Origin of the sequence: Pseudomonas sp. s4 (genome assembly GCF_046764235.1) — a bacterium.
Taxonomy (GTDB): Bacteria; Pseudomonadota; Gammaproteobacteria; order Pseudomonadales; family Pseudomonadaceae; genus Aquipseudomonas; species Aquipseudomonas asiatica.
The window spans coordinates 3,041,760-3,063,189 of sequence record NZ_CP177209.1 but is presented as its reverse complement, the minus strand read 5'-3'; the positions used below and the strand labels follow the sequence as shown (position 1 = coordinate 3,063,189).

Here is a 21,430-nt window from a genome sequence, read left to right as displayed (position 1 = left end):
TCTACTCCTTCTGTTTCATGCCGATCCGCTGTCTCATCTCTGACGTGATGAGCTGCTTCGTACTGGCCAGTTCCGCCCAAGGATCATCACCGCCGAGCTCATCCAGACGCTCCTGGAGGTTGGTGATGTTCCACCTCGCTGCGGACTTGAGCTCGACGACCTCCTCTCGGTAAATCGGGACAGATACAGGTAGTCCTTCACGAGCCCTGGCCGCATAGACATTGACCGTCGTAGCGCCTTTAGCGTTTCGCAAATAGTCGATGAAGATTTTGCCGATGCGATTTTTCGGGCCGAGCACAGCCGAAAACCGATCTGGAATGAGCTTGGCGATGTATTTCACCACCGCCTGGCTGAACGACTTCACCTCTTCCCATGAAGCCTTCGGAGTAAGCGGCACCATGATGTGGATACCCTTCCCTCCGCTGGTCTTCAGGAAGGACTGCAGGCCTAGTTCATCCAGCACCACCAGGGTGAGTTGTGTGGCCTCGACCATCGCCTTCCAAGGCAAAGCAGGATCTGGGTCGAGATCGAGGACGAAGCGATCAGGCTGATCAATGCGAGCGGTTGTGCCGTTCCAGGAGTGCAGCTCAATGGTGCTCATCTGCACCGCCCCGACCAGAGCTTCGACGCTGTTGATCACCATGCCGGCTTTGCCTGCCTCAGCCTTCGGCACGGTCGTGATGTTGGGTATCGCTAGGCAATCAGCATTCTTCTGGAAGAACAGCTCACCTGTGATGCCTTCAGGCGCTCGCACGAGCGCAATGGGACGATCTTTCAGATGCGGCAAGAGCCAAGGTGAGACCTGGGCATAGTATTCGGCCAGATCACGCTTTGTGAGGCCGCTGCTGGGATCGATGACGCGCTCGGCGTGCGTGATCCTAACCTTACTGCTTGTTGGTTTGGTCGCCTCAGCTTTGGCGGATGTCGCTTTTTTCGGCGCGGGCGCCGGCTTCTCTTCCGTGATGTCCTTAGCGGGCTTGTCAGTGCGGATGCCATGGAAGACGGCATGTCGCACAACACCATCCGAGGTGATCTCAGCGAACATGACCTCAGCTAACAGCTCAGGCTTCAACCAGTGGATACCCCTGGCGTCGACGCCCTTTGGCGGATTCACCACCGGCACCTTTTTCTGCTCCAGGGGTTGCAGCGTCTGCAAGATGGTGGCGAGGGTCGATTCGGTGAACCCAGTGCCGACCTTGCCGGCGTACCGAAGCTCTCCGCTGTCCTTATTAGTCAGGGCCAGCACCAATGCTCCAAAGCCACTGCGAGCACCTTTCGGATCGGTGAAGCCAACAATCACAAACTCCTGGCGATGCTTGCACTTGAGCTTGATCCACGAATCGCTGCGCCTTGATACGTAAGGACTACCGGAGCGCTTCCCAATCAGTCCCTCCATCTTCATCTGGCAGGCGCTGTTCATGAGCGCATCGACGTCCTCGGTAAAGTCGTCCGAGAATCGAAGCAAGGGATGTTCATTGCTTTCCATTACCTGTTTGAGAGCGGCTCGCCGCTGCTCCACAGGCACCAGGCGCAGGTCGGCGCCGTTGAGGTACGGAAGGTCGAACAGGTAGTAGATGATGCTCTGGCTCTTGCCCGCGTCGAACGCGTTCTGCAGCAGCTGGAAATCGGGTACGCCATCAGCGTTCGGGACGACAATCTCACCATCGAGCCAGGCGCTTTCCAAACCGAGCTGCTTGATTGCTGCGGCCTGCTTCGGCAGCTTGTCAGTCCAGTCATGTCCATTTCGAGTAAACAGCCGCACTTCGTCACCCTCGACTCGGCTGAGCATGCGGTAGCCGTCGAATTTGATTTCGAAGCGCCATTCACTGCCCTGCGGACTCGACTCGACGAGCGTGGCCAACTGCGGTGCCAGCTTCTCTGGGAGGTCTGCCGGTACTTCATGAGCCGTTCGGAGCAGCTCGGCTTTATCTGGTGACTCACTCGGAGTTGAGGATTTAGGCTTGCCTCGTTTCTTGGGAATGACGGTTCGGTCGCTGAGCACGCTGTTCGGCTGCTCCGACACGACATCGTAATCAGCGAGCGGTCTGGCCGACTCGTCCTGGTGTTTGATGAGGAACCATTGCTCCTGCTTGCCTTCGATATTGGTTCGAACCAGATTCCACAGGCCAGACAGCTTCTCGCCCTTCAGCTCAAACTTTAGCCGGCCTTTGCGGTAGGCCTCGTCCGGATCACCTTGAGGGATCCAGATCCCACGATCCCACACGATTACCTCCCCGGCGCCGTAATGCCCTTTAGGGATGGTGCCTTCGAAGCTTGCATAATCGAGCGGGTGGTCTTCAACGTGAACCGAAAGACGCTTCACCTTCGGATCGAAGCAGGGCCCTTTCGGTATGGCCCAGCTCTTGAGCGTGCCGTTGAGCTCCAGTCGGAAATCGTAGTGGAGCCTGGTGGCGTCGTGCTTTTGTACGCAAAACTGCAGGGCTTGAAGTTCGGAATTTTTGCTTCGCTTCGTTGCCTTGGATGAACCTGATGGCTCAGGCGAGGCACCGAAGTCACGCATTTGATTGTACTTTTCAAGGCCTGGAACTGTGTCGGGTTCATCTGACACTTGGCTCGATTGGCCGGTGAGTTCCAGTATCAGTGCCTTCATTGAAATATTACGTTGCTTAGCCTCTACCTCCAGAATTTGCGAAATCATGGTATCCCGCAGCGCAGGCAGAGATTCGCCCGCCTCTAGGGCATTTGCCTCCGTAAGCGCTTGTACCTGCTCGACCGCTTCCGGATGGTCGACGCAAAAGCTCAGGAAAGCCAACGTGAAGTCATCCATGGAACGATCCTATGGGTTGCAATGGGCAGCCCTCGGTGCAGGAAGGATCAGTTGGCCGAGGCTGGTAGCTGGATTCTCATTCGATTAGCCACCTTGCTCTGTGGTTCAGCGTGTGAAGAGAATGATCATTTGACCGTGTGCTCGAATCTCGGAAACTGAAGGTTTGCAAGCAGTGCAGGACGAAGACAGCGGCATGATTGAAGACAACCGATAAATTGCTTATGGCCAGGGAACTGGAAGCCCTGCCTTGCTCATGCCCCCGCTCTATTTGCAGTAAACAGTCCAGAGCTCATTAACCCGTGTCGTGAAGCTTTGGCTCATCATCTCCCGGCGCATTCCCCAAGCGGGATCGACAGGCACACTCGCCAACCGCATCGTTCCCCTACCCCACCGGCCATTCACCGCGTCAAGCACGCCCATAAGCCTCTCACTGGCGACTGGCTGTGCAACCGCAAACAGATCACCTGTGATCTCGTTACGCTGGCTGAGGTCGAGCAGAAGGACTTCAGCCTTGCTGTAGCGGTAGCCCTCCCGGTAAACCCTCTCTACCCCCTCCTGCGCAGCCTTTGTCAGCAAGCGCGTGTCATCCGTTGGGTACGGCAGTTCGACAAGAACGCCGTTGGCATACTTCGCCTCATCGGGATTGAACATGCCGGTGCGGATGCTCACGCGTAGACGCTTGCAGAGCGACTGCTGCGCACGAAGCTTCTCGGCAGCCCTAGACGTGTAGGTCGCCATTGCCTCCTTGATAGGGGCCAGCTCAGTGAGCCGGGTACCGAACATACGACTGCAGCAAATTTCTTTCTTGGGGGGATCGGGCTCGTCTAGCTCCAGGCAGGTGGTACCACCAAGCTCGCGTACAGTCTTCTCCAGCACAACGCTGAACTGCTTTCTGAGCGACCAGGCGTCGGCATGTGCAAGCTCCCACGCAGTACGGATATCCATAGCCGCCAAGTGAGCGGAGAGACGACGGCCAATGCCCCAAACATCTCCTGCATCGCATTTCTTGAGCACCCAGTTCCGCTTCACCTCATCGCGTAGGTCGACCACCCCACCGGTGTGGTTCTGCCATTTCTTGGCAGCGTGGTTTGCCAGCTTGGCCAGGGTCTTCGTAGAGGCAATGCCAACACCTACCGGGATGCCTGTGCGCCGATAAACTTCGGCTCGGATCTGCCGGCCCAAGCGCTCGAGATCGCCGGGCATGCCCGTGAGCTCGGCGAACGCCTCGTCGATGCTGTAGACCTCTGCCGCCGGCACCATGGACTCAATGACGGTCATTACCCGCTCACTCATGTCGCCATATAGCTCGTAGTTCGACGAGCATGCGACGATGCCGTGCTTACAGAGCTTGTCCTTGATCTGGAAATACGGCTCGCCCATTTTGATCCAGGGCTTCGCGTCTGCCGACCTGGCGATCACGCAACCATCGTTGTTGCTGAGCACGACAACAGGCTTGGAACGAAGGTCGAAGCGGAACACACGCTCACAGCTCGCGTAGAAGCTGTTGCAGTCGATGAGGGCAAAGACCCGCTCAGGCTTTGTCATGGCTTCGCACGCTGTAGGTCACCACACCCCACACCTGCAGCTCTTCCCCTTCGAGAAGGTAACGAGATGGGTAGCGCGGGTTCTCGGACTTGAGCACCACCTGGCTGCCATCTCGAGCCAGGCGTTTGCAGAGCGGTTCGCAGTTCACTGCGGCGATGACAATGTGGCCTGGCTCCGCCTCGATGGAGCGATCCACAATCACGAGGTCGCCAGGGTAGATGCCGGCACCGATCATCGAGTCGCCCTCTACACGCACCAGATAAATGTGCGGAGCCCGGACGTCGAGCAACTCATCAAGCGAGATGCGCTTTTCCAAGTGGTCGGCTGCGGGGGATGGAAAGCCCGCAGGGACATGGAAGGAAAAAAGCGGAAGCTTCGCTCCGCTGGGTTCGAGGGGGCCGAGAATCGTGACCATGAAGAAAATGCCTATACTGTATGTTTGTACAGTTAAGCGCTTTTTCATCACTTGGTCAACGCAGCCCGGAAAAGCTGACGGTGGCAAGATCACGAATGACCACTAACGACCTATTCGCGGAAGGCAGCTAACGGCCAGGAGCGGACGGTGGACTCTGTGATGGCAAATTGTTAACGTCAACCGCAACGAGCATCTGCCTCGTAGTAGTTAGGTGCTTATGGAGTCCGTCCTATGGGCTCTCGGCTACTTCAGACTTTGGCTGTACTGGGAGGATTGATGAGTTGCTTACCGAGTCACGGCAGAGTCTCCTGTTCGCGTTGCTATAGTGATATTGCGCCACAATTCGATGTATCTAAGCGCGCGGAGGGAGATTGGCGAATTACAGCAAACCCTCTGGCATGGGGTAGCACTAAGCCCGAGGTTATTGTACTTGGCTTTTCCAAGGGCCCGACTCAGACTGGAGCACTCGCCTCTAAACCTCACGACGAGATTGCGTACAAGGGCAATCGCCTCAACGTGGGCAAAATTCTGGCTCACGTCGGGCTCATCCCCACCGACGAGTCCGATGTGCTGAAGAAACATGTAGATCGTCTTATCGCGGATAAGTCCGGGCGCTTTCATTTCGCATCACTCATTCGTTGCACTGTAGAGCGCTATGACCATAAGTCTGCATCTTGGAAAGGATCAGGTGGCGGCATGCTGGACAAGTTCATTGGTACCCCGTTCGGCACATCGGTCGCGACTAACTGCACAACTACCTTTCTCCGTGACCTGCCGGAAGAGACTCGGCTCATTGTCATGTTCGGCTTGGGCACGGGCCTGAACTATGTCGCGTCCGCTTACGATCTATTTCGCCGCGCTCGCCCTGGCGCTTGGAAAATGATCAACTCAGTTGCCTACACGGACGGAAGAATCACAGTGGTTCATGTTGAGCATTTTGCTGCCCAAGGCGCTTTGATTCCTAATTGGCTAGGGGAAAAAGCTCACCTCAGAAGCAACCTTGGCCTCCTCTCAAAAGCGGCGATCGAAGCATCAGGAGTCGGTATTTAACAATTCATCCAAGCCGGAGGTCATAAGCCAGGTTAGTCCAACTGGCTTTACTTCTAATGGGCTCTCGTGCTCATTCTTACTCAGCTATATCCCATTGGAAAAATCAGGTTGGGGAGTACGCATGATCGATGAGCCAGCGTTTGAGGGTGTTCATTTTCAGGAAATCCTCAAAAAAGAGCCGCTGAAAGAAGCAACTTTCCTTTGTCAAGGCTCTAGCAGCATGTTGTTTGAGCGTGGCGACAGACTTTATCGCCTTACTCTCGAAGGATGCGGACACAACTTTCTCGCCCAGCAGTCGGCTGAAGGCAACCGTAATGTTGTCGAGATCATTCACGATTACGGCGCAGTCGGCCACTCTGACTCTTCACTCCCAGGAAGCGCTAGTGAGTTCTATTGGCTGGCCCAAGTGGAGAGGTTGACGAGCGTAGATGAGACCAGTGAACCTTTACTTGCCGGCATATTGTCGGGGTTGCTCGACGAAAATGATGATTTACCTGCCAATTGCGCGCTTTCTGAACAATGCTGGGCCTTAGCTGACGAGTATCCAGATTTAGCAGGAGTTTTGATAACTCTCGCTAAGTCGGCTGAGTTTGCGGAGCGCCATGAAGGTAACGTCGATGCCAAGCTTGACAACATTATGAGACGACCCGCTACTGGGGATCTGGTCTGGACTGATCCACTTGGTGGGTGCCTTTATGAGCCATAAATCAAAAGAGGGGGCAGTTGCTGAACATCATCCAGTTTACTGGTGCCGCGAAGACCCGAGTCCACAGTAACCGCTACTGGCCGATAACTACCAGTAGCGCACTTGCGGCGTAGGATATCGCGTAATTACTTCTGTCGAGACTGGAGCTAACGCCTGATGAGTGATTCATTGCAAACGACTGTGATCTGCCAGGATCCAGGCGACGGCAGCGGGGACGTCATCATCGATCTCCCGCCGGCCATCCTTGCGCCAATGGACGTCGGTCTTGGTGACTCTTTGAGCATCGAGCTGGTCGATGGATCGATAGTGCTAAAGCCAATCCGAGGCACCGACTCGAAATCCTGAGACTGCTTTCGACCCAATATAGATAGTCCGCCCCAGCAGATTGCGCGCCCATCGAGCGCGCAGGTCAACAGTTACTCACGCGCCTTGCCAGTGCCGACACTATGCAAGGTGCGACTGCATTCAATCTGTAGTCTGTTCCACGACGGCATCGGCAACGGGTGCAGGGACAGGTGCTTTTGACTTCGCACGATTTCGTCGGTCTTGGCTGCGTTGCCGCAAAGCCTGCTGCTTCGCGTACATCGCCTGGGCAGCAGTCACGATGCCGGCTGCCTGTCCACTCAAGTCCAAGCGCGGCGCATTCTCCACCATGCTTGCCCAATATCGAGCTCCTCTGCACCAGGTAGAGATGGCAAGCTTGAGCTGCTCGCGGGTTATCCCGAGCAGCTCCAGGTGTTGTTCGGCATCTTTGAGAATGCCCTCTTTGAGCGGAACCTTGGGGGCCGGATTGACAGGGAACGCCAATGGAAAATGCTTCTGCAGTGGCCAGATCGCTTCCACCGCCGGATCCTGCACACGAGGCTTGGCCTGCGGGGCGGATTTGCGTTTAAGGTGTGTAGTGCTATCGGCCTTTGCCTGCTCATTTTCAGCACGCAGGCGGTCACGTAGCCCAGCAAGTTGTTCAAAACCCATCGTTCAATTCACTGCTTCGAGGTTGATTGCGTGTCGCAAGGATATTCCATTCAGCGCTTGGGAGCAGCTGAAACAGGATAAATCGCCGCTGGCTCAGTGGATTTGAGCCTGTGCATTACACCGAACCTCAGCAGCTCGATCTAGTCGCGACATCTTCCAGCCAGCCAATGGCAACCATCAACAATCGGCCACATTCTGTACGTCCGCTTCTGCTCGATTGCTATCTCTCGCGAATGACTGCACGGGTCGATAGCGATCAGTCGCGAATGGTTGCTATCGACCCATTGCTGTCCTTTGCAAAAGGCAGCTAACGGTTATAAGCAGTCATCGCGTCTCTGGGAACGCCGGGGTAACTCACCTTGGAATTTGAGTGCTACTTCGAGTGCTCCCGCAGCCACTGCTCTCGGTGTCGCAGCTTACGCTGCATCTGTTGTTCGGGTAGATCGTATGCTCTGAGGTGGGCAACACGAGTTTCAATCCGATTATTCAGTTCGGTGCGAAGCGCCTGCACACCATACCCGTTTTCGGCATCTCGGATGAAATATGTCCGCTCTTCTTCGAGTGAGACCGCAGAGGTGCGCAACCTGGCAAGCTCACAGGCCAAATCGTCCTGGTCACTTTTCAGGGCCTTTAAGGTCTTACCTGACTCTCTCAGATCGAAAAATTCAGTCCGATCCCGCTTGGTATCTACGATGCGCTGCTTGGTCTGGCCAAATTTCTCACCCATTTGCTCTAGTGCCTTATTCAAGGCATAGATATCACTGTTGGCCTCGTCGATTTCCTCTTTCACCCGCTTGATCTTCTTGATTACGACATCCCGGTCGTTCTTGGCGCTTTGCAATGAATTTTGGCTAATCCCGAAGATCGAGTATTTTGGAATCTCTCGATTTTTTTTCCCCAGCAAAACCCGACTCCGGTTAGCTTGCGCATACCAGCTGTTAATTTCGTCCTGAAGCTCGTGACGTTTTTTATACAGATCTTTTTTCTCCTCGTGCAACTCCTCGATGCTGTCGTACTCGGATGATTTCTTTTCCCTTGTCAGTTGCATTTCACCGCGTAGCCGATCTTTTTCTGCGTACAGGGCCTCGAGTTCAGCGCGATAGTCGCGCTGAAAAAGGCTCACCAGACGCTTGGCATCAGTGACTTTGGGTTGCAGTGCTGCGACCGCACCTTCCAGCCGATCACGATCAGCATTGAACTTTGCAGCCGCCTCATCTTGAACGCGCTTCAGTCGCTCGGCTAGATCCGCCTCCATCACTTGTGTAGGGAATTGATCGTAGGCCTCCGTGACATAGCGGTAGCGCTCTAATTCCTCGAAACGCGGCCAGTCAAGGTGAATGCGAAAATCGCGACTAATTGAGGAAAGCCATTTAAGCATTGAGGGAAAACCACCTTCACCGAGTACGCTGGAGAGATTATTGCGATCATTATCTACCTTCTAGTATGTGCAACGAAAGTGAAGAGCGTGGCTGGATGCCTGCGGCTTGAGCTTGGGGATATTGCTTAAGCGCCTCCACCGGGTCGGTTTACATGGGATGGTCAGGGGGGAGCATCTCTCTGATGTCTATCAAATCCACCACCCCGATGTTACCGGTGGCGCCGACGGTTCGCTGGCTATCTACAGCGTCCAGGAAGACAAAGCCTTCATCGCTGGAATTGCCACGTCGATTGGCTAGGCCGAATGCTTGAGCGAGCAGCTCCAAGAGCTTGAGCAGCGTAAAGTGACTCTCAAGACGACAGTGAACAGTAACAAGCTCATCGAGACACAGGTTCTGGCTGCTGAGTTGGAGTCGGTGGTGAAACTGGTCAATTCAATGTGGCAAGACGTTCGCGAAGGTGTTGAGGAGCAGCAACGGCTGTTTAACGCTCTGCATGGGCTGAGCCTTGCGACTGGTGAGCGTCGGGGCGCCAAGCTCGACGAGCTATGTGCCAGGTATGAAAACACGCAGGTCGAAGGGCTTCTTCGACGATTGTTAGGTTAAGAGGGTTTTATGGAGTACGTGATGAGCATCAGCCGGGCGCGTCGACGTTTTCGTCGAGTGCTCAAGCTCGCAGAGAAAGGTCATACGTTCATTTTGACCCGGCGTGGGAAACCAGTATGTCGGTTGGAGCTCGACGAGTAGGCATTTAGGGCTTTCCAGGGCGTGCCCGTTGGGTCGGCTCTCGTGAACCAAGCCGGCCGCTTCGCTTTCGTCTTGGCCCTCCGGGCTTCGATCCTCACGCCTTGCGCGCTCCGCTTGCACGCGGTAACCGTACCAGATTCACGTCGAGTAGTTTCGTAGATCATTCAGTAGCGACAAGGCTACAGGCGCCAGCGATTGATCAGGGTGTTGATCCTTGCCTCATCGCCAGCAGGCCGCTTAAGTACTCGGACAGTTCTTCCCTAGAAAATTGCTATGTAAGCCATGTTCGGCAAAGTCATCTGCCCTGCTGTACTTGCCGGTTCGACTCAACACCCTGATGCGTCCTGAGCGCTGCTCCAAACATACCCTTCAGTCGTTCAATAATTCCAGGTTGTCCAGAGTGACGGGGTGCCTAGAGTTTCTGGATCTTTGCGATCATTCTGACGATGCCTTCCCTAGCGCGCTGGCGACTTCCTGTCTTTTTCATTGGTGCCTCGGAGATGGTGTGGATGGCGTCTCGCGAGCGTCACCCTCGCATTTTGGAAAACGGCGCGCCTACCCCATCGGACACAATGATTTGTTATAGCGCGGATAAGCTGTATATACATACAGCATCCTTTTCCCTGCCGGTAGATTTGATACTCAGAGCTCGCTGCCGTCTCATAACTGTCCAGAAAAGGCAGCTAAATTAGGCTGGAAGCCCCGTGGTTTGGGGCTTACGAGAAATTATGGGGCTTTGACTGCATGTCCGGTTCCGTGTCGTTCTACCAGCGCCAGTGATGCAAAATATGCTCAATCGGTGTGCGTTTCTCCGCAGTTAATAGATAGGCTGTATATGCATACAGTTATTTTTGATGTGAACCGTCCCTACACGGTCTTACCTGCGTCTTAGCGCCAGCTTGGTTTTCTGGACACTTATACGACTTACACAAACACTGCTGCTCGATCCCTCAGCATCACACAATGACCAAACAGGTAGGCTCGGGTAACCTCACGGGAACGAATTTCCAGGATATCTCAATGCCTCTCACTACCATCGCTAAGCTGTTGCAGGAGGCAAGGCACGTTGTCGTTTTCACCGGCGCCGGCGTATCCGCCGAGAGTGGGATCCCAACATTCAGAGATGCATTGACCGGTCTCTGGTCTCGATTCGACCCTGCTCAATTAGCGACAGCCGAAGCGTTCCGTGCGGATCCTGGGCTGTGCTGGGGTTGGTATGAGTGGCGTAGGTTGAAAGTGCTCCAAGCGCAGCCGAATGCAGCTCATCTCGCGATAGCAGAACTCGCTCAGCACGTTCCTAAGCCGACAGTCGTGACCCAGAACGTGGATGACCTGCATGAACGCGCTGGTAGTCAAGACGTGATCCACCTTCATGGCAGCCTTCGCGCCCCCAGGTGCATTGACTGCGGCCATGCGCACGTGACGTCCCTTCCATCTAATGAATTACCCGTGGATGGTTGCCGTCTTGAGCCACCGCGGTGCGCTGAATGTAATGGGTACATCAGGCCTGGAGTGGTCTGGTTCGGAGAGATGCTTCCAGAGTCGGCCTGGAGTGCTGGCCTTACCGCGGCAGGTAACTGTGATCTGTTCTTCTCGATTGGAACATCAGGTGTCGTGTTCCCAGCTGCGGAGCTGCCCTTACGTGCTCTAGGGGCAGGTGCGAGGGTTGTGCATGTCAATCCGGTACGGTTTGAGGTCAGTGGCCAAGAAGTATTTTTGCAGGGGCCTGCCTCTGTTATGCAAGAACTGGTCGAGAGCGCTTTCGGCTGATTCACCTTGGGTTTGAAAGTGGATGCCAGGTCGACTGCATGCCCAGGTCATCCTGTCCCATTCTCGTTGCCCGAGAGGGGCTGATTGCGTTTTTGCGCTCATTCGACTGCGTGATCACGGTACTGACTGATGCCCCAGAGTACGACTGGGAGCTGTTCTGCGAACTTGCGTACAACGAAGGTAAGTGGCCGCAAAACGTGTATCCGGCGCCCACCAACGCGCTCACCCTCGAGCCGCTGAACGACGGGTCAGACCTCCCTCATCATGCCTTGCTAGATGCTCGGATCATCGCAGGTATGTTTGTCACTTAGGCAGCTGAATGGGCACCAACAATGTCTCGTCATCCAAAGCCGTTGGCAGGCCGCTGCCGATTCTGATCAGGTCGCCAGCATGCTCTCGGGCAATGGCATCAAGCACTTCTTGATTCAAAAAAGTTGGGCGCTCACGAGCCATTTTGAGTTCAAAAGCATCGAGTGGTGGGCTCTGCTCTTTCGCAGATTTTTCACGTGTCATTCAGGGTGCCAATGGCTGAAACGAATCGACGCTACCGGGCAGTAGCCTCTGAGCGACGGTACTATACCCTATGGCAGAGGCCAAGCAATCCACCTTGGTGAGTGCACAAATAACCTTTAAAAAATAAGGTTATTCACATGTTTTTTGGGGGCAAAACAAAGCCGGGGCCTTACAGGCCCGCAAAAAACGACCAGTATTGCTCGGGGAGCGGAGCGAACTGATCTCTGACTTTCCTAGAGAAAATCAGCCCAAAAAATCGGCTTCGCTCAACAGCGAAAATCTAAAAGGCAAAACCGAAAACCTGTTAGCAGGTGTGGTGCATGCCCAATGCGCGGTGGCTGGGACACCGCTGCTTTGCTTTTGACTACAAACTAGAAAGCTCCGGTTTTAAAAATTGATTTCAAGGGGGGGACGAAAAATAATCAAATTCTTCGAATAGAAAGCTTCCGACACCCCACGGAGCGGGCCGCATCGCCCGATCATAGGAGAATGGCTGAGCGCTCCACCTCGCGTTTGAGGTGGTCAGGTATGTTGTTCGCCACGTTCATATCAACCGGTACCCCCAGCATTTCCTCCAACTTCGATTCAAGATCCAAGATGTCGAAGAGAGAGATCTTCCCTGCCCGCTCAGCTGGTATGGTCACAAGGAGGTCGAGGTCGCTGCCCTCCCTGTCTTCACCGCGGCAAACGGAGCCGAATATCCGGACGTCCACGAAACCGTAGGACTCGACAGCTTGCTTAATCTCCTTGGTTTTCCCTTGGATGGCGTCGGATGGTTTCATGCAGGGTCACCTTTCGTACTCTAGGTGCTCAAACGGCGTGTGGTCGTCGACGGGTTTCCGCAATCCTACTACGGCGTCGCGTGTCTAGTGGCGGAGTTACCGATAGGACACCTGTCCAGCGACGCACATCCACCGCTGACTACCTACATACACGAGCCGCTTCTGCTATGTCCGGGCAGACATTGCATTCGCCCGGGCCATGATCAATTCAGAGCTCTACAACAATCTTGCCTACCTGGCTGTTTGACTCCATGTACCGGTGTGCTTCTACGATCTCGTCGAACTTGAACACCTTGCCGACAATTGGACGCAAGCTGCCGTTCTCCAGGCCCTCGGTGATGAACGCCTTGGCCCTGTTCAGCCGAGCCTCATCCTGGGTAACCTCGAAAAGCTGGTAACCGCGGATGGTCAAGTCTTTGCCGAGCAGCTCCATCACTGGCACGCTGATGTCAGACGTCTCTAGTGCGCCGTACTGGAAGAAAATCCCTAGGAAAGACAGTGATCGCAGGATGTTTCCCACCTCAGGGCCACCCACGGGGTCAAAGGCCATGCGTGCACCCTTCCCGTCTGTGATGCGAGCTACAGCGGCGACCAGATCCTCTTCAGCGGTTGCGATCACGTGCACTGCCCCTGCGTCCACAAGAGCCTGGCGCTTCTCCGAGGTACGGGTCAAAGCTACCGGAATGGCGCCAAGGGAATTGGCGATCTGAATAGCTGCCAGCCCCACACTGCTCGATGCAGCCCTGATCAGCACAATCTCACCTTTCTGTAGCTGGCCGATATCCACCAACGCGCCATAAGCGGTGACGTACTTCATCCAGGTAGCAGCAGCTTCTACTGAAGACAGCCCTGCTGGCTGCTTCACCAAGGCATGCGCCGGCGCGACAACGGTTTCGCCGTACATGCCGTAATCCGCAAATGAGAAGGCCGGGATTACATTCACTTCATCACCGACGGCAAACTCGCTCACGCCCTCTCCGACCGATTCAATCGTGCCTGCTGCCTCATAGCCCAGGGCCGCGGGCATGTCGGGAGTAAAGGTATACTGGCCGGAGCGGTACATCGCTTCCGCGCGATTGAGCCCAAGCGCCTTGACCTTGATCTTCACCTCACCTGGGCCTGGAGCCCTGACATCAAGCTCATCAATCTGAAGAACCTCAGGGCCGCCAAGACGGTGGAATCGAACAACCTTAGACATGTCTTTGTTCCTCTTGCGAATGCTCAAAGGGCAAAATTACTGAGCTGCAAGCCGGAGAAAAAGACACGCACGAGTTACAGACTGGTATCCCTGAAATTACCAATCAAGGCTGGTTCAAGCCCTTTTCAGCCATTAGCGACCGCAGCCATACTACGAAGGCATCGACCGCTGGAGGCATCAGCTCGCGGTGGGGGTACAGGATCGAGACACGCTTTGAAGGTACTGGACAGTGCTGCATTACCCGCACCAGCGCGCCGGAATCAAGATGAGCCTGAACATTGAGCGCAGGGCCTTGGATCAGGCCGAACCCCGCCAAGGCTGATGCGACGAAGCCTTGAGTGTCATTCACGTTGATTGCTGACTTGACCCGAACGGTGTGGATTTCTTCACCGTCAACAAACAACCATTCCAGCGTGCGAGGATTGCTGCCGGAGAAGTAGTTGACCGCAAGGTGTTTGCTCAGATCACCTATTTGCTCGGGTACCCCATGTCGCGCCAGATACGCTGGAGAGGCGCACGTCACCATAGGTAGATAGCCAATCCCACTGGCGATCAAGCTGGAATCTTCCAAGGCGCCAAGCCTCACGACGCAATCAACGCCTTCGCTGATGAGGTCGATTGGCTTATCACTGGTACCCAGCGTCAACTCGATCCCAGGATAGCGTTGCTGGAACTCCATCAGTGACGGAATGATGAGCAGGTGGCCCACCGACACCGGCAAGTCAACCCGCAGCTTCCCGATCAATCGCTCTGGACGATCACTCAGCGAAGCCATCGCCTGGCCGACATTGTCGAGGATGGCCTTACACCGATGGTAAAACGCCTCACCTTCTGGGGTCATGCTGAGACTGCGTGTAGACCTGTTGAGCAGTCGTCCATCAAGTCGCTGCTCAAGGAGCTGGATTGTCTTTGACACCGATGGCCGGTGCATGTGAAGTGACTGTGCAGCGTTGGTAAAACTACCCGTCTCCACAACACTCACGAACACTTGCATCGCATTCAGCACATCCATTCATAGCTCCAGGTAGATGCTGCTCAGTTAAGCAGTCGCCTACCATTCAATCACAGTCTGAAGCGTGAAATGCCGTTGTCGCCAGATTGGGAAGATGGGCGATCGCGACAGGATGGCATCCACCTGCTGGGCAGCGGCTTTCTGGAACTAGCGCTAGAGCGTATAGGTTGGACTAACCGCCTTCTAGCGTTCCCACCAATCGTCCTCATCTTTCGCAATCCTGTATCCAGTGAAATAGCTTTCAATCTGGCAGTCGAGAGAAATGGTGGCGGGCGATGTTGACGGGTCTAAGAGCGCGGCTTGCTGGCGCGCCCATTCCGCCCATGCTTCGACCTGGTCAGCTTCTGCCTGGCAGTCTCTGACCACCGCGTCGACAAAAGACCGCAGCCTTTTGGCTTTTTCCCAGTGCTCGAGGTTGCGCACCAAGCGCTTTCGCAGGCGCCGTTGTTGCTCCGACTTGATCGCGTGAGCCTTGCGGATGACTTCCTCCTCCTCGTCGCGGCGCCTTTTCTCTTCCCATTCTTCGCGAGATACCTTGATTCTCTTGGTGAGAGCCTCTAAGCCCGGGATGAAGAGGTGGATTTTGTCCTCAATTCTTCCTGTTTTCGCGTCGGAAAATGTTTTCTGCGGCCCGTAGTCTGGGCTTTCCCTGAGAATCAAGGTGAGCTCTCCAGTAGAGAGAAACTCATACCTAGGCATCCCCATGCGTGAGAGGTCTAGAGTCCAGACTTTTTTCGGCTTTGGGTCTGGTGGCGGCGGTGGCAGCTCTTGCTTCAGCAACCTTTCTCGCAGTGTTACGTAGACCGTTTCTCCGTCGAAGGTAACCGTCGTCTGCTGTTTGAATACGGCCCACCTACAGCCATTGGTCTCGGTGTGCTTGATCAGCGTGTTCAGGAGGATCGCGGCGCGATCGATGAGTGCTGGTGAGATCCTGGTGTTGAGCACGTTGTCTTGCTGGAGCGCCAGCCTTCCTTCAATCGCTTTGGCTTTCTGTGCCGTCTTCCGCCAGCGGTCTACGAGTGGATGTGGATCGACAAGACTGTCAGGGATCGTGACTTTGGGTGGCGGAGGTATTTCCTCGGTTACGGACGCCAGTTTTTCAGGGAACAAGGTGCGGTCTAGCACACGAAATGACACCAGCTCGTTAGAGGTTGGTGGAGCAGGTTTTTTCGGTCGTTTCGTTGCTGGTTTTGCCCAATGGCCGCGGCGAGGGACAGCGATACCCGCCTTTCTGCAGGCTTTACCCAGCGCAACGTCTGAGACACCTATTTCTCGTGCGAGCGTCAGGACAGGTGTCGACCAAACCTTCTCGAAAAGCTCTTGGGCCGGGAAAGAAACTGTCTTGTGCATCTAGCCGTCTCCAAGCAGGTTCTCCAACTTTTGTCCTGCCAAGGTTAGCTCGTTAGCTTCAGCTTGTTCTGAGCTAGGTCTTAGACGCTGACATTCAACTCATGCTCAGCTTGGGAAGCATTGAGCATCGGCCTAGAGGGCTTGCATGGGTGAAGGACACTTTGCTAGTTTAATCTGCAGGGTTTGCCGTGAACCTCCCTGCTGCGTGGGAAATCTCGGTTCTTCGGTTACCACATAACTCCCTGTGGCCGGCTCAGCAAGCAGCATGTTCAGCGAAGTGCGTATGCGCTATCAAGGCCATGACAGTGGAGTCATGCGACCATGTTTACCACCGAATTCATTCTCAGCGCCTTCAAATCAATGGAGGTTGCCGATGTCCCACAGCACCTCACTCACGCCCAAACCCTTGAGTTCAAAGCGAAGCTGCTAGGATTCGCCCACTATCATCATTTCAAAACAAACCTCGAAAAAGCACCAGCAGACACAGCCGCTCACATCCATGACGCGATCATGCGAAAAATCTGTGCTGCTCGGCTTCCACCTCCGCAGGCTAGCCATGTCCGAATGGTCGCCGATGATGATGACGATGTAGGTTTCGATTCTTACTGGATTGGATGGGATGAGCGAGGCGATGAAGTCCGTGAGGCGAGGACTGGGTTTGGTAGGTCTCGGATAGAGGCGTTTCGTACGCGCAACCCTCAACCGCTCTACCTTCTCAGCGATGCCCAAGAACTGATCGCATGGCTTAGGTATTGGCACTCAAGTGCAGCCGTGCCAGTTGAATTGGCCAAAGAATTTTTCCCGGACATTTTTGATCAGAAGCACCTCGTGGCAGAAAACCCTCCCCACGAGCTGATCGACGAAAAGGTCAAAGCTGACATGCTGCGCCGCGGACTGAAACGCTAAGCTCGAGATTGAGTGCGGCAAGGAAGGGGGGCGATCCCCCTTCCTCTCGCAGATCATCAGCGTCAAATCTGTGCCTGCCCCCCGTCTACGAACAGTTCAGCTCCGTTTACGAAGCTTGAGTCATCGCTTGCGAGGAACACTGCGGCGTTGGCAATCTCGATGGGCTCTCCGACTCGCCCCAATGGTACTTGCGAAGCCAAGTAGTCGAGCAGACCTTGCTGTTGTTCTGCATCTGGGCCAGCCAAGTCGACCAGGCCGGGAGTGCGAGTCGCGCCCGGACTGAGGGTGTTGACCCTTACTGCGCGATCCTTGAGATCCAGAATCCAACTACGAGCAAAGGCGCGGACAGCGGCCTTCGATGCTGAGTACACGCTGAACGCTGCGGTACCCGAGCTTCCAGCGGTAGAACCCGTAAGAATGATCGATGCGTTATGCGCCAGCAGTGGCAGCGCTTTCTGAACAGTGAACAGCACGCCCTTCACGTTACGGTCAAAGGTATCGTCGTAGTGGGCCTCGGTGATCTCGCCCAAAGGCAGCATGGAACCACCGCCGGCGTTGGCGAGCAACACGTCGAGCCGCCCATGGTTCTGATTGATGCGGGCGTACAGGGCATCCAGCTGTTCGAGCTTCGTGGAGTCAACGGCAATACCGGTGGCATTGCCCACCAGCTCCACCGCTTTGTCCAATTCAGCCTGGCGGCGGCCGGTGATGTAAACGTGGGCGCCCTCTTCAGCAAAGCGTTTAGCAGTGGCCAGGCCGATGCCGGTAGTGCCGCCAGTAACCAGTGCGATTTTGCCTTCAAGTTTTTTGCTCATGATGTTTCTCCCGTTGAGGTTGTGATCGGTGTGGGAGAAGCGTATCGACCGCAGACTTTTTTCAAAATAGAATCATTTGAAAGACATCATTGCAGATTTGAAATGCCAAGGATTCCGGATTTTGAAGGACTGGCTATGTTCGCCAAAGTGGCTGAAGAGGGCTCTTACGCGGCGGCCGCCAGGGCCATGGGTGTGTCGGTACCTACGGTGTCCCGGGCGGTTGCACGCTTAGAGGAGCGCCTTGGCGGTCGTCTGTTTAACCGGACATCACGCCAACTCTCTATGACCGAGTTTGGCCAGCGCATGGTTGATCAAGCGAGTGCGTTGTATCGCCAGGCTGAGGAAATGGAAAGCGAAGCTCAGGAGCTATCTGTGCAGCCGCGGGGATTGGTGCGTTTAGCCGTACCAATGTCGTTCGGCTTGCGTTGGGTCGCGCCGTTGCTTCCCGAGTTACTGGAGCGTTACCCAGGACTTGAGCTGGATCTACACCTATCGGATTCAACAGTCGACCTGGTAGCTGATGGTTTCGATGCCGCATTGCGGATCGCTGCCCTCCCCGATTCCTCACTGGTTGCCCGACGGATTTGTTCAGTAACCCAGTACTTGGTAGCAGCCCCGTCGTACCTGGCTCGGCATGGCCATCCAAGTCATCCACGTGATTTGGTTGCTCATGCGTGCATGAGCTACGCCTATCGAGCGCGCAGTCAGGTATGGCGCTTCACCCACGGTGATGGCGGCGAGCAGGATGTAACACCGCGCGGCCCGCTACGTGTCACCAACTCCGATGCATTGGTCGAGCCTTTGCTGGCGGGGATTGCGATAGCTGAGCTTCCGGAGTTCATCGTCGCCGAATACCTAGCCGATGGACGTCTACAGCACATACTGCCTGAGTGGCGCATGACGCAAGGCGGTCTGTATTTCGTAACGCCATCAGCACGTGCACGGCCGAGAAAAGTTCAGGCCCTTTCTGATTTCTTTGCGGAACACCTTTCAAGCCCAGCCTGGCGGTAGTCAGTCCCAAGCAGGCGCTGGGGGGATTTTGTCAGAAGCTGTCGTAAGGAGTACATGTGTACTCCTTTGTCGGCTACCTCATCCAACTCGATTGTCTGAGCTACTCCGTTGAGCCATCCGTGTCGGATGAGTGAATTGCCCGTGGTTCCCTAGCCACCTCCAAGCCACATTCGTAAGGCCCGTTATACAAACAGAATATAGAAGGCCTAGCAACGATCCAGCCGGCCTCTTCGAGCCCGAAGCAGCGATTGGCCTACCCCCGAATTGGGGCGCGGCGCCGGCGATCAGTCCGCACTTCAGCCCATGGCAAGCGGAACTCCTCCAACGCCGATACACTCCCAGAATACCTGCCCTCGCCTATTGATTGAGAGGGTTAGAAAGAGCTTGCTGGGAGATTGTGGGAAATCAGTTCATCGTCACATTAAGGCTATTGCACCCCTGAGATCCCAAGGGAATCGTCATCGCTGGGTCGGCGAACAGATCCATCTGAATGCAGTAGAGCATCAAGCCATCTCCCTCCGAGGTCGAGTACATAGTCTCAAAATAGCTCTTGGCATAGACCTCGAAGCGTTCAGTGTCTATGTCCTTGGCGATGTCCTCACTCACGCGCCAGGTGCGGCTGGAGACGCTATAGGCCCTTGTCGCCGAGGCCAGACGCTCAAAGCTGCTGGTGCCAGGGCCACGCACTAAGCCTGGATTGCCAACGTTTCTAAACATGGCAGCAGGAAAAGGCCCGCTGGTTCTACCGATATCGCTGACGAGAAACGAGTGATTATCGAAGTCATAGTCTCCGAAACGGATCGACGTGTTTCCTGTCATGAGCTTTGGTGGAGCTTTCGCGAACTTCATCTGGTAGCGAGTGAAAGCCTCCTCTGCAGCCACACGATTCTCAGTTGAGCGCCGGTTGGCTTCAAATTTATCCTTTGGCTTTTCCTGTCCAGACTCCAGGAAAGTCTTGTACTCCTTCTCGAATTCAAATCTTTGGTACTTTTTCGCCAGACCAGCAGTGACCAGAATGCGATTTTGTGGATCGTAGATATCCATCGCCTCAGCTTTTTCCTGGACGCTAAGCTCCTTGGATTCGAACGGCAGTACTGGTAGCTTCGCAACTACGGAAGCGTTATAGGCGTACCGATTTCGTTCCTCTACGTGAGACAGGTATTTATCCGTCAGCACAACAACTACCACTGCTGCACTGGCGCCGACCACTTGCTTTTTCGTAATTTTTCTCATGCTGTCCTTCGCACAACGAGACCTTGCATTGACCAAGGTACGAGATTTTACGCGATTTCAAAGCGCCATCATCATATGAGGATTGCCGCAACTGCAAGGGCTGGAGCGGCAATGCGTTCGCCCTGCACATGCTGCGCGCCGCCTCATCAGTTCATGTGGCAGGCGCTCCAGCTCAGTACCCGTTACACCATTTGCCTGAGCCTGGTGATAACGTTTCATCGCGTCAACTGCACGGTGTACATGGGTAGGCAGTGGGTTGCCCAGCCGAATGCGTACGAGGCTCCCCCAGTACTCAACATTTGCTCGGTCGTGGGGAGTCCTTCAAGACCGCAGCTGGAGTCCAGGGCCCAAACGACGCATTACCAACCTACCCTCGCTTGCGAAGGATGCGCTTCGCCGTTGGCTCATTTCTGACGATGAGCAGTTCGGAATCCAGAACTGTGCGCGAAATAAATGCAAGCGTACGAAGCGTAGGCTGGCCATCGATTGCCCGCGCGACCTCATCTGGATTGACCGACTTGTGCCCGATGAGGCGCCGGCTTCTGCTTTTACGAAGCGCATCGACGATCAACTGACCAAGTTGGCGAATCCCGCCCTCATCCAGATCCCGGGTGGCTCGTTGATCCCGGGAGGTACCTAGAAGATCACTCATCATGTGGGTTTTGACTTGCGATGGGTCATCCGAACATCGGTAGGCCACAGGGTGGCTATTGAACACGACGTAGTGCTCATCATCATCAGGCAGCACGCCTATATCATTGGGGCGGAACCCTAACGAGTTGTCGACGATCTGCTTCGACAGGTAATGCGTGTTGAGCTCGGCGCTTAGATGGAACGCAGGGGCCACGTAATAGACTTCGTTGCCCGTGCTTTCCAGTTCCAGTAACAAATCATGCTGCGCGGAATGCCTTAACGCATGGAGGTGCCAACGGTAGTAGGCGCCCCCCATCAGGTTGTATTCCTTGCAGTTCGTGCGCTCCAAGCGATGGCTCAGCTTGAACTGCAGAAACAGTGGCGATCCGAAAGGAATCTTGACGTCGTAGCCACCACCCGGTTTTCCCTCCTTCTGCAGTGAAGGAAACTCGGGGGCAGCCACAACATGAGCGCCAGGCGCTGTGATCAGCTCGTTGGTGAAAGCGAAGCCGTAGGAAAACTCAGACATCTCAGGTTTCATTGTTGCGGCATCCTTGCTGTTGTTCATTCATGGCGAAGAATTTGGTTTTGCTGTCTGCATAGTG

At 55.0% G+C, this 21,430-nt stretch carries 21 protein-coding genes; 8 read left to right on the top strand and 13 right to left on the bottom strand.

Annotated features, from left to right (window positions below):
* Position 1 precedes the first annotated feature (1 nt).
* From ligD to ACK56M_RS14375, 3 genes are all read right to left on the bottom strand, one after another.
* Entirely contained in the window at positions 2 to 2,788 is a 2,787-nt protein-coding gene (gene ligD, locus ACK56M_RS14385; protein ID WP_411959571.1) for a DNA ligase D, read from the bottom strand.
* Positions 2,789 to 3,052: 264 nt separating this feature from the next.
* Positions 3,053 to 4,333 carry a translesion error-prone DNA polymerase V subunit UmuC gene (gene umuC / locus ACK56M_RS14380; protein WP_411959570.1) on the bottom strand — a complete coding sequence of 427 codons (1,281 nt, stop codon included), beginning with the start codon at positions 4,331 to 4,333 and terminating at the stop codon, positions 3,053 to 3,055.
* Positions 4,320 to 4,748 carry a LexA family protein gene (locus tag ACK56M_RS14375; RefSeq protein ID WP_029886617.1) on the bottom strand — a complete coding sequence of 143 codons (429 nt, stop codon included), beginning with the start codon at positions 4,746 to 4,748 and terminating at the stop codon, positions 4,320 to 4,322. The genes umuC and ACK56M_RS14375 overlap by 14 nt, the downstream gene beginning before the upstream one ends.
* A gap of 516 nt (positions 4,749 to 5,264) precedes the next feature.
* On the opposite strand from ACK56M_RS14375, the gene ACK56M_RS14370 reads away from it, so the two are divergent.
* From ACK56M_RS14370 to ACK56M_RS14360, 3 genes are all read left to right on the top strand, one after another.
* Positions 5,265 to 5,798 (top strand): hypothetical protein, encoded by a 534-nt coding sequence (locus tag ACK56M_RS14370; protein WP_411959569.1) that lies wholly within the window; start codon positions 5,265 to 5,267, stop codon positions 5,796 to 5,798.
* Between the two features lie 121 nt (positions 5,799 to 5,919).
* Positions 5,920 to 6,504, top strand: coding sequence for a hypothetical protein (locus tag ACK56M_RS14365; protein ID WP_411959568.1), 585 nt, complete (start codon positions 5,920 to 5,922; stop codon positions 6,502 to 6,504).
* A 156-nt stretch (positions 6,505 to 6,660) separates the two neighbouring features.
* Positions 6,661 to 6,849 carry an AbrB/MazE/SpoVT family DNA-binding domain-containing protein gene (locus ACK56M_RS14360; RefSeq protein WP_411959567.1) on the top strand — a complete coding sequence of 63 codons (189 nt, stop codon included), beginning with the start codon at positions 6,661 to 6,663 and terminating at the stop codon, positions 6,847 to 6,849.
* A gap of 120 nt (positions 6,850 to 6,969) precedes the next feature.
* On the opposite strand, the gene ACK56M_RS14355 is transcribed toward ACK56M_RS14360, so the two are convergent.
* Both ACK56M_RS14355 and ACK56M_RS14350 read right to left on the bottom strand, forming a co-directional pair.
* Positions 6,970 to 7,479 carry a ProQ/FinO family protein gene (locus ACK56M_RS14355; RefSeq protein ID WP_054889896.1) on the bottom strand — a complete coding sequence of 170 codons (510 nt, stop codon included), beginning with the start codon at positions 7,477 to 7,479 and terminating at the stop codon, positions 6,970 to 6,972.
* Positions 7,480 to 7,852: 373 nt separating this feature from the next.
* Positions 7,853 to 8,857, bottom strand: coding sequence for a hypothetical protein (locus tag ACK56M_RS14350; RefSeq protein WP_029886612.1), 1,005 nt, complete (start codon positions 8,855 to 8,857; stop codon positions 7,853 to 7,855).
* A gap of 307 nt (positions 8,858 to 9,164) precedes the next feature.
* Here ACK56M_RS14350 and ACK56M_RS14345 point away from each other — a divergent pair, with 307 nt between their 5' ends.
* From ACK56M_RS14345 to ACK56M_RS14335, 3 genes are all read left to right on the top strand, one after another.
* Complete coding sequence (locus tag ACK56M_RS14345; protein WP_050492218.1) at positions 9,165 to 9,461, top strand: hypothetical protein; 297 nt, start codon at positions 9,165 to 9,167, stop codon at positions 9,459 to 9,461.
* 9 nt (positions 9,462 to 9,470) lie between these two features.
* On the top strand, positions 9,471 to 9,602 hold the full coding sequence (locus tag ACK56M_RS14340; RefSeq protein WP_080709233.1) for a type II toxin-antitoxin system prevent-host-death family antitoxin: 132 nt from the start codon (positions 9,471 to 9,473) through the stop codon (positions 9,600 to 9,602).
* Positions 9,603 to 10,622: 1,020 nt separating this feature from the next.
* Complete coding sequence (locus ACK56M_RS14335) at positions 10,623 to 11,372, top strand: SIR2 family NAD-dependent protein deacylase (RefSeq protein ID WP_411959617.1); 750 nt, start codon at positions 10,623 to 10,625, stop codon at positions 11,370 to 11,372.
* 303 nt (positions 11,373 to 11,675) lie between these two features.
* Here ACK56M_RS14335 and ACK56M_RS14330 read toward each other — a convergent pair whose 3' ends face one another.
* From ACK56M_RS14330 to ACK56M_RS14310, 5 genes are all read right to left on the bottom strand, one after another.
* A complete protein-coding gene (locus ACK56M_RS14330; protein WP_411959566.1) occupies positions 11,676 to 11,885 on the bottom strand; it encodes a hypothetical protein in 210 nt (69 codons plus the stop codon).
* Positions 11,886 to 12,364: 479 nt separating this feature from the next.
* A complete protein-coding gene (locus ACK56M_RS14325) occupies positions 12,365 to 12,667 on the bottom strand; it encodes a nucleotidyltransferase family protein (RefSeq protein ID WP_029886784.1) in 303 nt (100 codons plus the stop codon).
* A gap of 208 nt (positions 12,668 to 12,875) precedes the next feature.
* Complete coding sequence (locus tag ACK56M_RS14320; RefSeq protein WP_029886785.1) at positions 12,876 to 13,865, bottom strand: zinc-dependent alcohol dehydrogenase family protein; 990 nt, start codon at positions 13,863 to 13,865, stop codon at positions 12,876 to 12,878.
* A 103-nt stretch (positions 13,866 to 13,968) separates the two neighbouring features.
* Positions 13,969 to 14,877: a LysR family transcriptional regulator gene (locus tag ACK56M_RS14315; protein WP_029886786.1), complete on the bottom strand. Its 909-nt coding sequence runs from the start codon at positions 14,875 to 14,877 to the stop codon at positions 13,969 to 13,971.
* 183 nt (positions 14,878 to 15,060) lie between these two features.
* On the bottom strand, positions 15,061 to 16,227 hold the full coding sequence (locus ACK56M_RS14310) for a hypothetical protein (protein WP_029886787.1): 1,167 nt from the start codon (positions 16,225 to 16,227) through the stop codon (positions 15,061 to 15,063).
* Positions 16,228 to 16,548: 321 nt separating this feature from the next.
* Between ACK56M_RS14310 and ACK56M_RS14305 the strand changes: the two genes are divergently transcribed.
* The gene (locus ACK56M_RS14305) at positions 16,549 to 17,133 is read left to right on the top strand and encodes a hypothetical protein (protein ID WP_411959565.1); all 585 of its coding nucleotides are present in this window, start codon (positions 16,549 to 16,551) and stop codon (positions 17,131 to 17,133) included.
* Between the two features lie 62 nt (positions 17,134 to 17,195).
* On the opposite strand, the gene ACK56M_RS14300 is transcribed toward ACK56M_RS14305, so the two are convergent.
* The gene (locus ACK56M_RS14300; protein ID WP_411959564.1) at positions 17,196 to 17,948 is read right to left on the bottom strand and encodes an SDR family NAD(P)-dependent oxidoreductase; all 753 of its coding nucleotides are present in this window, start codon (positions 17,946 to 17,948) and stop codon (positions 17,196 to 17,198) included.
* Positions 17,949 to 18,050: 102 nt separating this feature from the next.
* Between ACK56M_RS14300 and ACK56M_RS14295 the strand changes: the two genes are divergently transcribed.
* On the top strand, positions 18,051 to 18,959 hold the full coding sequence (locus ACK56M_RS14295) for a LysR family transcriptional regulator (protein ID WP_029886790.1): 909 nt from the start codon (positions 18,051 to 18,053) through the stop codon (positions 18,957 to 18,959).
* A gap of 405 nt (positions 18,960 to 19,364) precedes the next feature.
* Here ACK56M_RS14295 and ACK56M_RS14290 read toward each other — a convergent pair whose 3' ends face one another.
* Together ACK56M_RS14290 and ACK56M_RS14285 are read right to left on the bottom strand one after the other, a co-directional pair.
* Entirely contained in the window at positions 19,365 to 20,192 is an 828-nt protein-coding gene (locus tag ACK56M_RS14290) for a hypothetical protein (protein ID WP_411959563.1), read from the bottom strand.
* 367 nt (positions 20,193 to 20,559) lie between these two features.
* Positions 20,560 to 21,366, bottom strand: coding sequence for a hypothetical protein (locus tag ACK56M_RS14285; protein ID WP_029886792.1), 807 nt, complete (start codon positions 21,364 to 21,366; stop codon positions 20,560 to 20,562).
* Between the last annotated feature and the right edge of the window lie 64 nt (positions 21,367 to 21,430).

Coding starts and splice junctions, on each gene's coding strand:
- ligD (WP_411959571.1), bottom strand. CDS start 2,788: ATGGATGACTTCACGTTGGCTTTCCTGAGCTTTTGCGTCGACCATCCG.
- ACK56M_RS14290 (WP_411959563.1), bottom strand. CDS start 20,192: ATGAGAAAAATTACGAAAAAGCAAGTGGTCGGCGCCAGTGCAGCAGTG.
- ACK56M_RS14285 (WP_029886792.1), bottom strand. CDS start 21,366: ATGAAACCTGAGATGTCTGAGTTTTCCTACGGCTTCGCTTTCACCAAC.
- ACK56M_RS14305 (WP_411959565.1), top strand. CDS start 16,549: ATGTTTACCACCGAATTCATTCTCAGCGCCTTCAAATCAATGGAGGTT.
- ACK56M_RS14310 (WP_029886787.1), bottom strand. CDS start 16,227: ATGCACAAGACAGTTTCTTTCCCGGCCCAAGAGCTTTTCGAGAAGGTT.
- ACK56M_RS14295 (WP_029886790.1), top strand. CDS start 18,051: ATGCCAAGGATTCCGGATTTTGAAGGACTGGCTATGTTCGCCAAAGTG.
- ACK56M_RS14320 (WP_029886785.1), bottom strand. CDS start 13,865: ATGTCTAAGGTTGTTCGATTCCACCGTCTTGGCGGCCCTGAGGTTCTT.
- ACK56M_RS14375 (WP_029886617.1), bottom strand. CDS start 4,748: ATGGTCACGATTCTCGGCCCCCTCGAACCCAGCGGAGCGAAGCTTCCG.
- ACK56M_RS14300 (WP_411959564.1), bottom strand. CDS start 17,948: ATGAGCAAAAAACTTGAAGGCAAAATCGCACTGGTTACTGGCGGCACT.
- ACK56M_RS14365 (WP_411959568.1), top strand. CDS start 5,920: ATGATCGATGAGCCAGCGTTTGAGGGTGTTCATTTTCAGGAAATCCTC.
- ACK56M_RS14360 (WP_411959567.1), top strand. CDS start 6,661: ATGAGTGATTCATTGCAAACGACTGTGATCTGCCAGGATCCAGGCGAC.
- ACK56M_RS14330 (WP_411959566.1), bottom strand. CDS start 11,885: ATGACACGTGAAAAATCTGCGAAAGAGCAGAGCCCACCACTCGATGCT.
- ACK56M_RS14325 (WP_029886784.1), bottom strand. CDS start 12,667: ATGAAACCATCCGACGCCATCCAAGGGAAAACCAAGGAGATTAAGCAA.
- ACK56M_RS14355 (WP_054889896.1), bottom strand. CDS start 7,479: ATGGGTTTTGAACAACTTGCTGGGCTACGTGACCGCCTGCGTGCTGAA.
- ACK56M_RS14335 (WP_411959617.1), top strand. CDS start 10,623: ATGCCTCTCACTACCATCGCTAAGCTGTTGCAGGAGGCAAGGCACGTT.
- ACK56M_RS14350 (WP_029886612.1), bottom strand. CDS start 8,857: ATGCTTAAATGGCTTTCCTCAATTAGTCGCGATTTTCGCATTCACCTT.
- umuC (WP_411959570.1), bottom strand. CDS start 4,333: ATGACAAAGCCTGAGCGGGTCTTTGCCCTCATCGACTGCAACAGCTTC.
- ACK56M_RS14315 (WP_029886786.1), bottom strand. CDS start 14,877: ATGGATGTGCTGAATGCGATGCAAGTGTTCGTGAGTGTTGTGGAGACG.
- ACK56M_RS14340 (WP_080709233.1), top strand. CDS start 9,471: ATGGAGTACGTGATGAGCATCAGCCGGGCGCGTCGACGTTTTCGTCGA.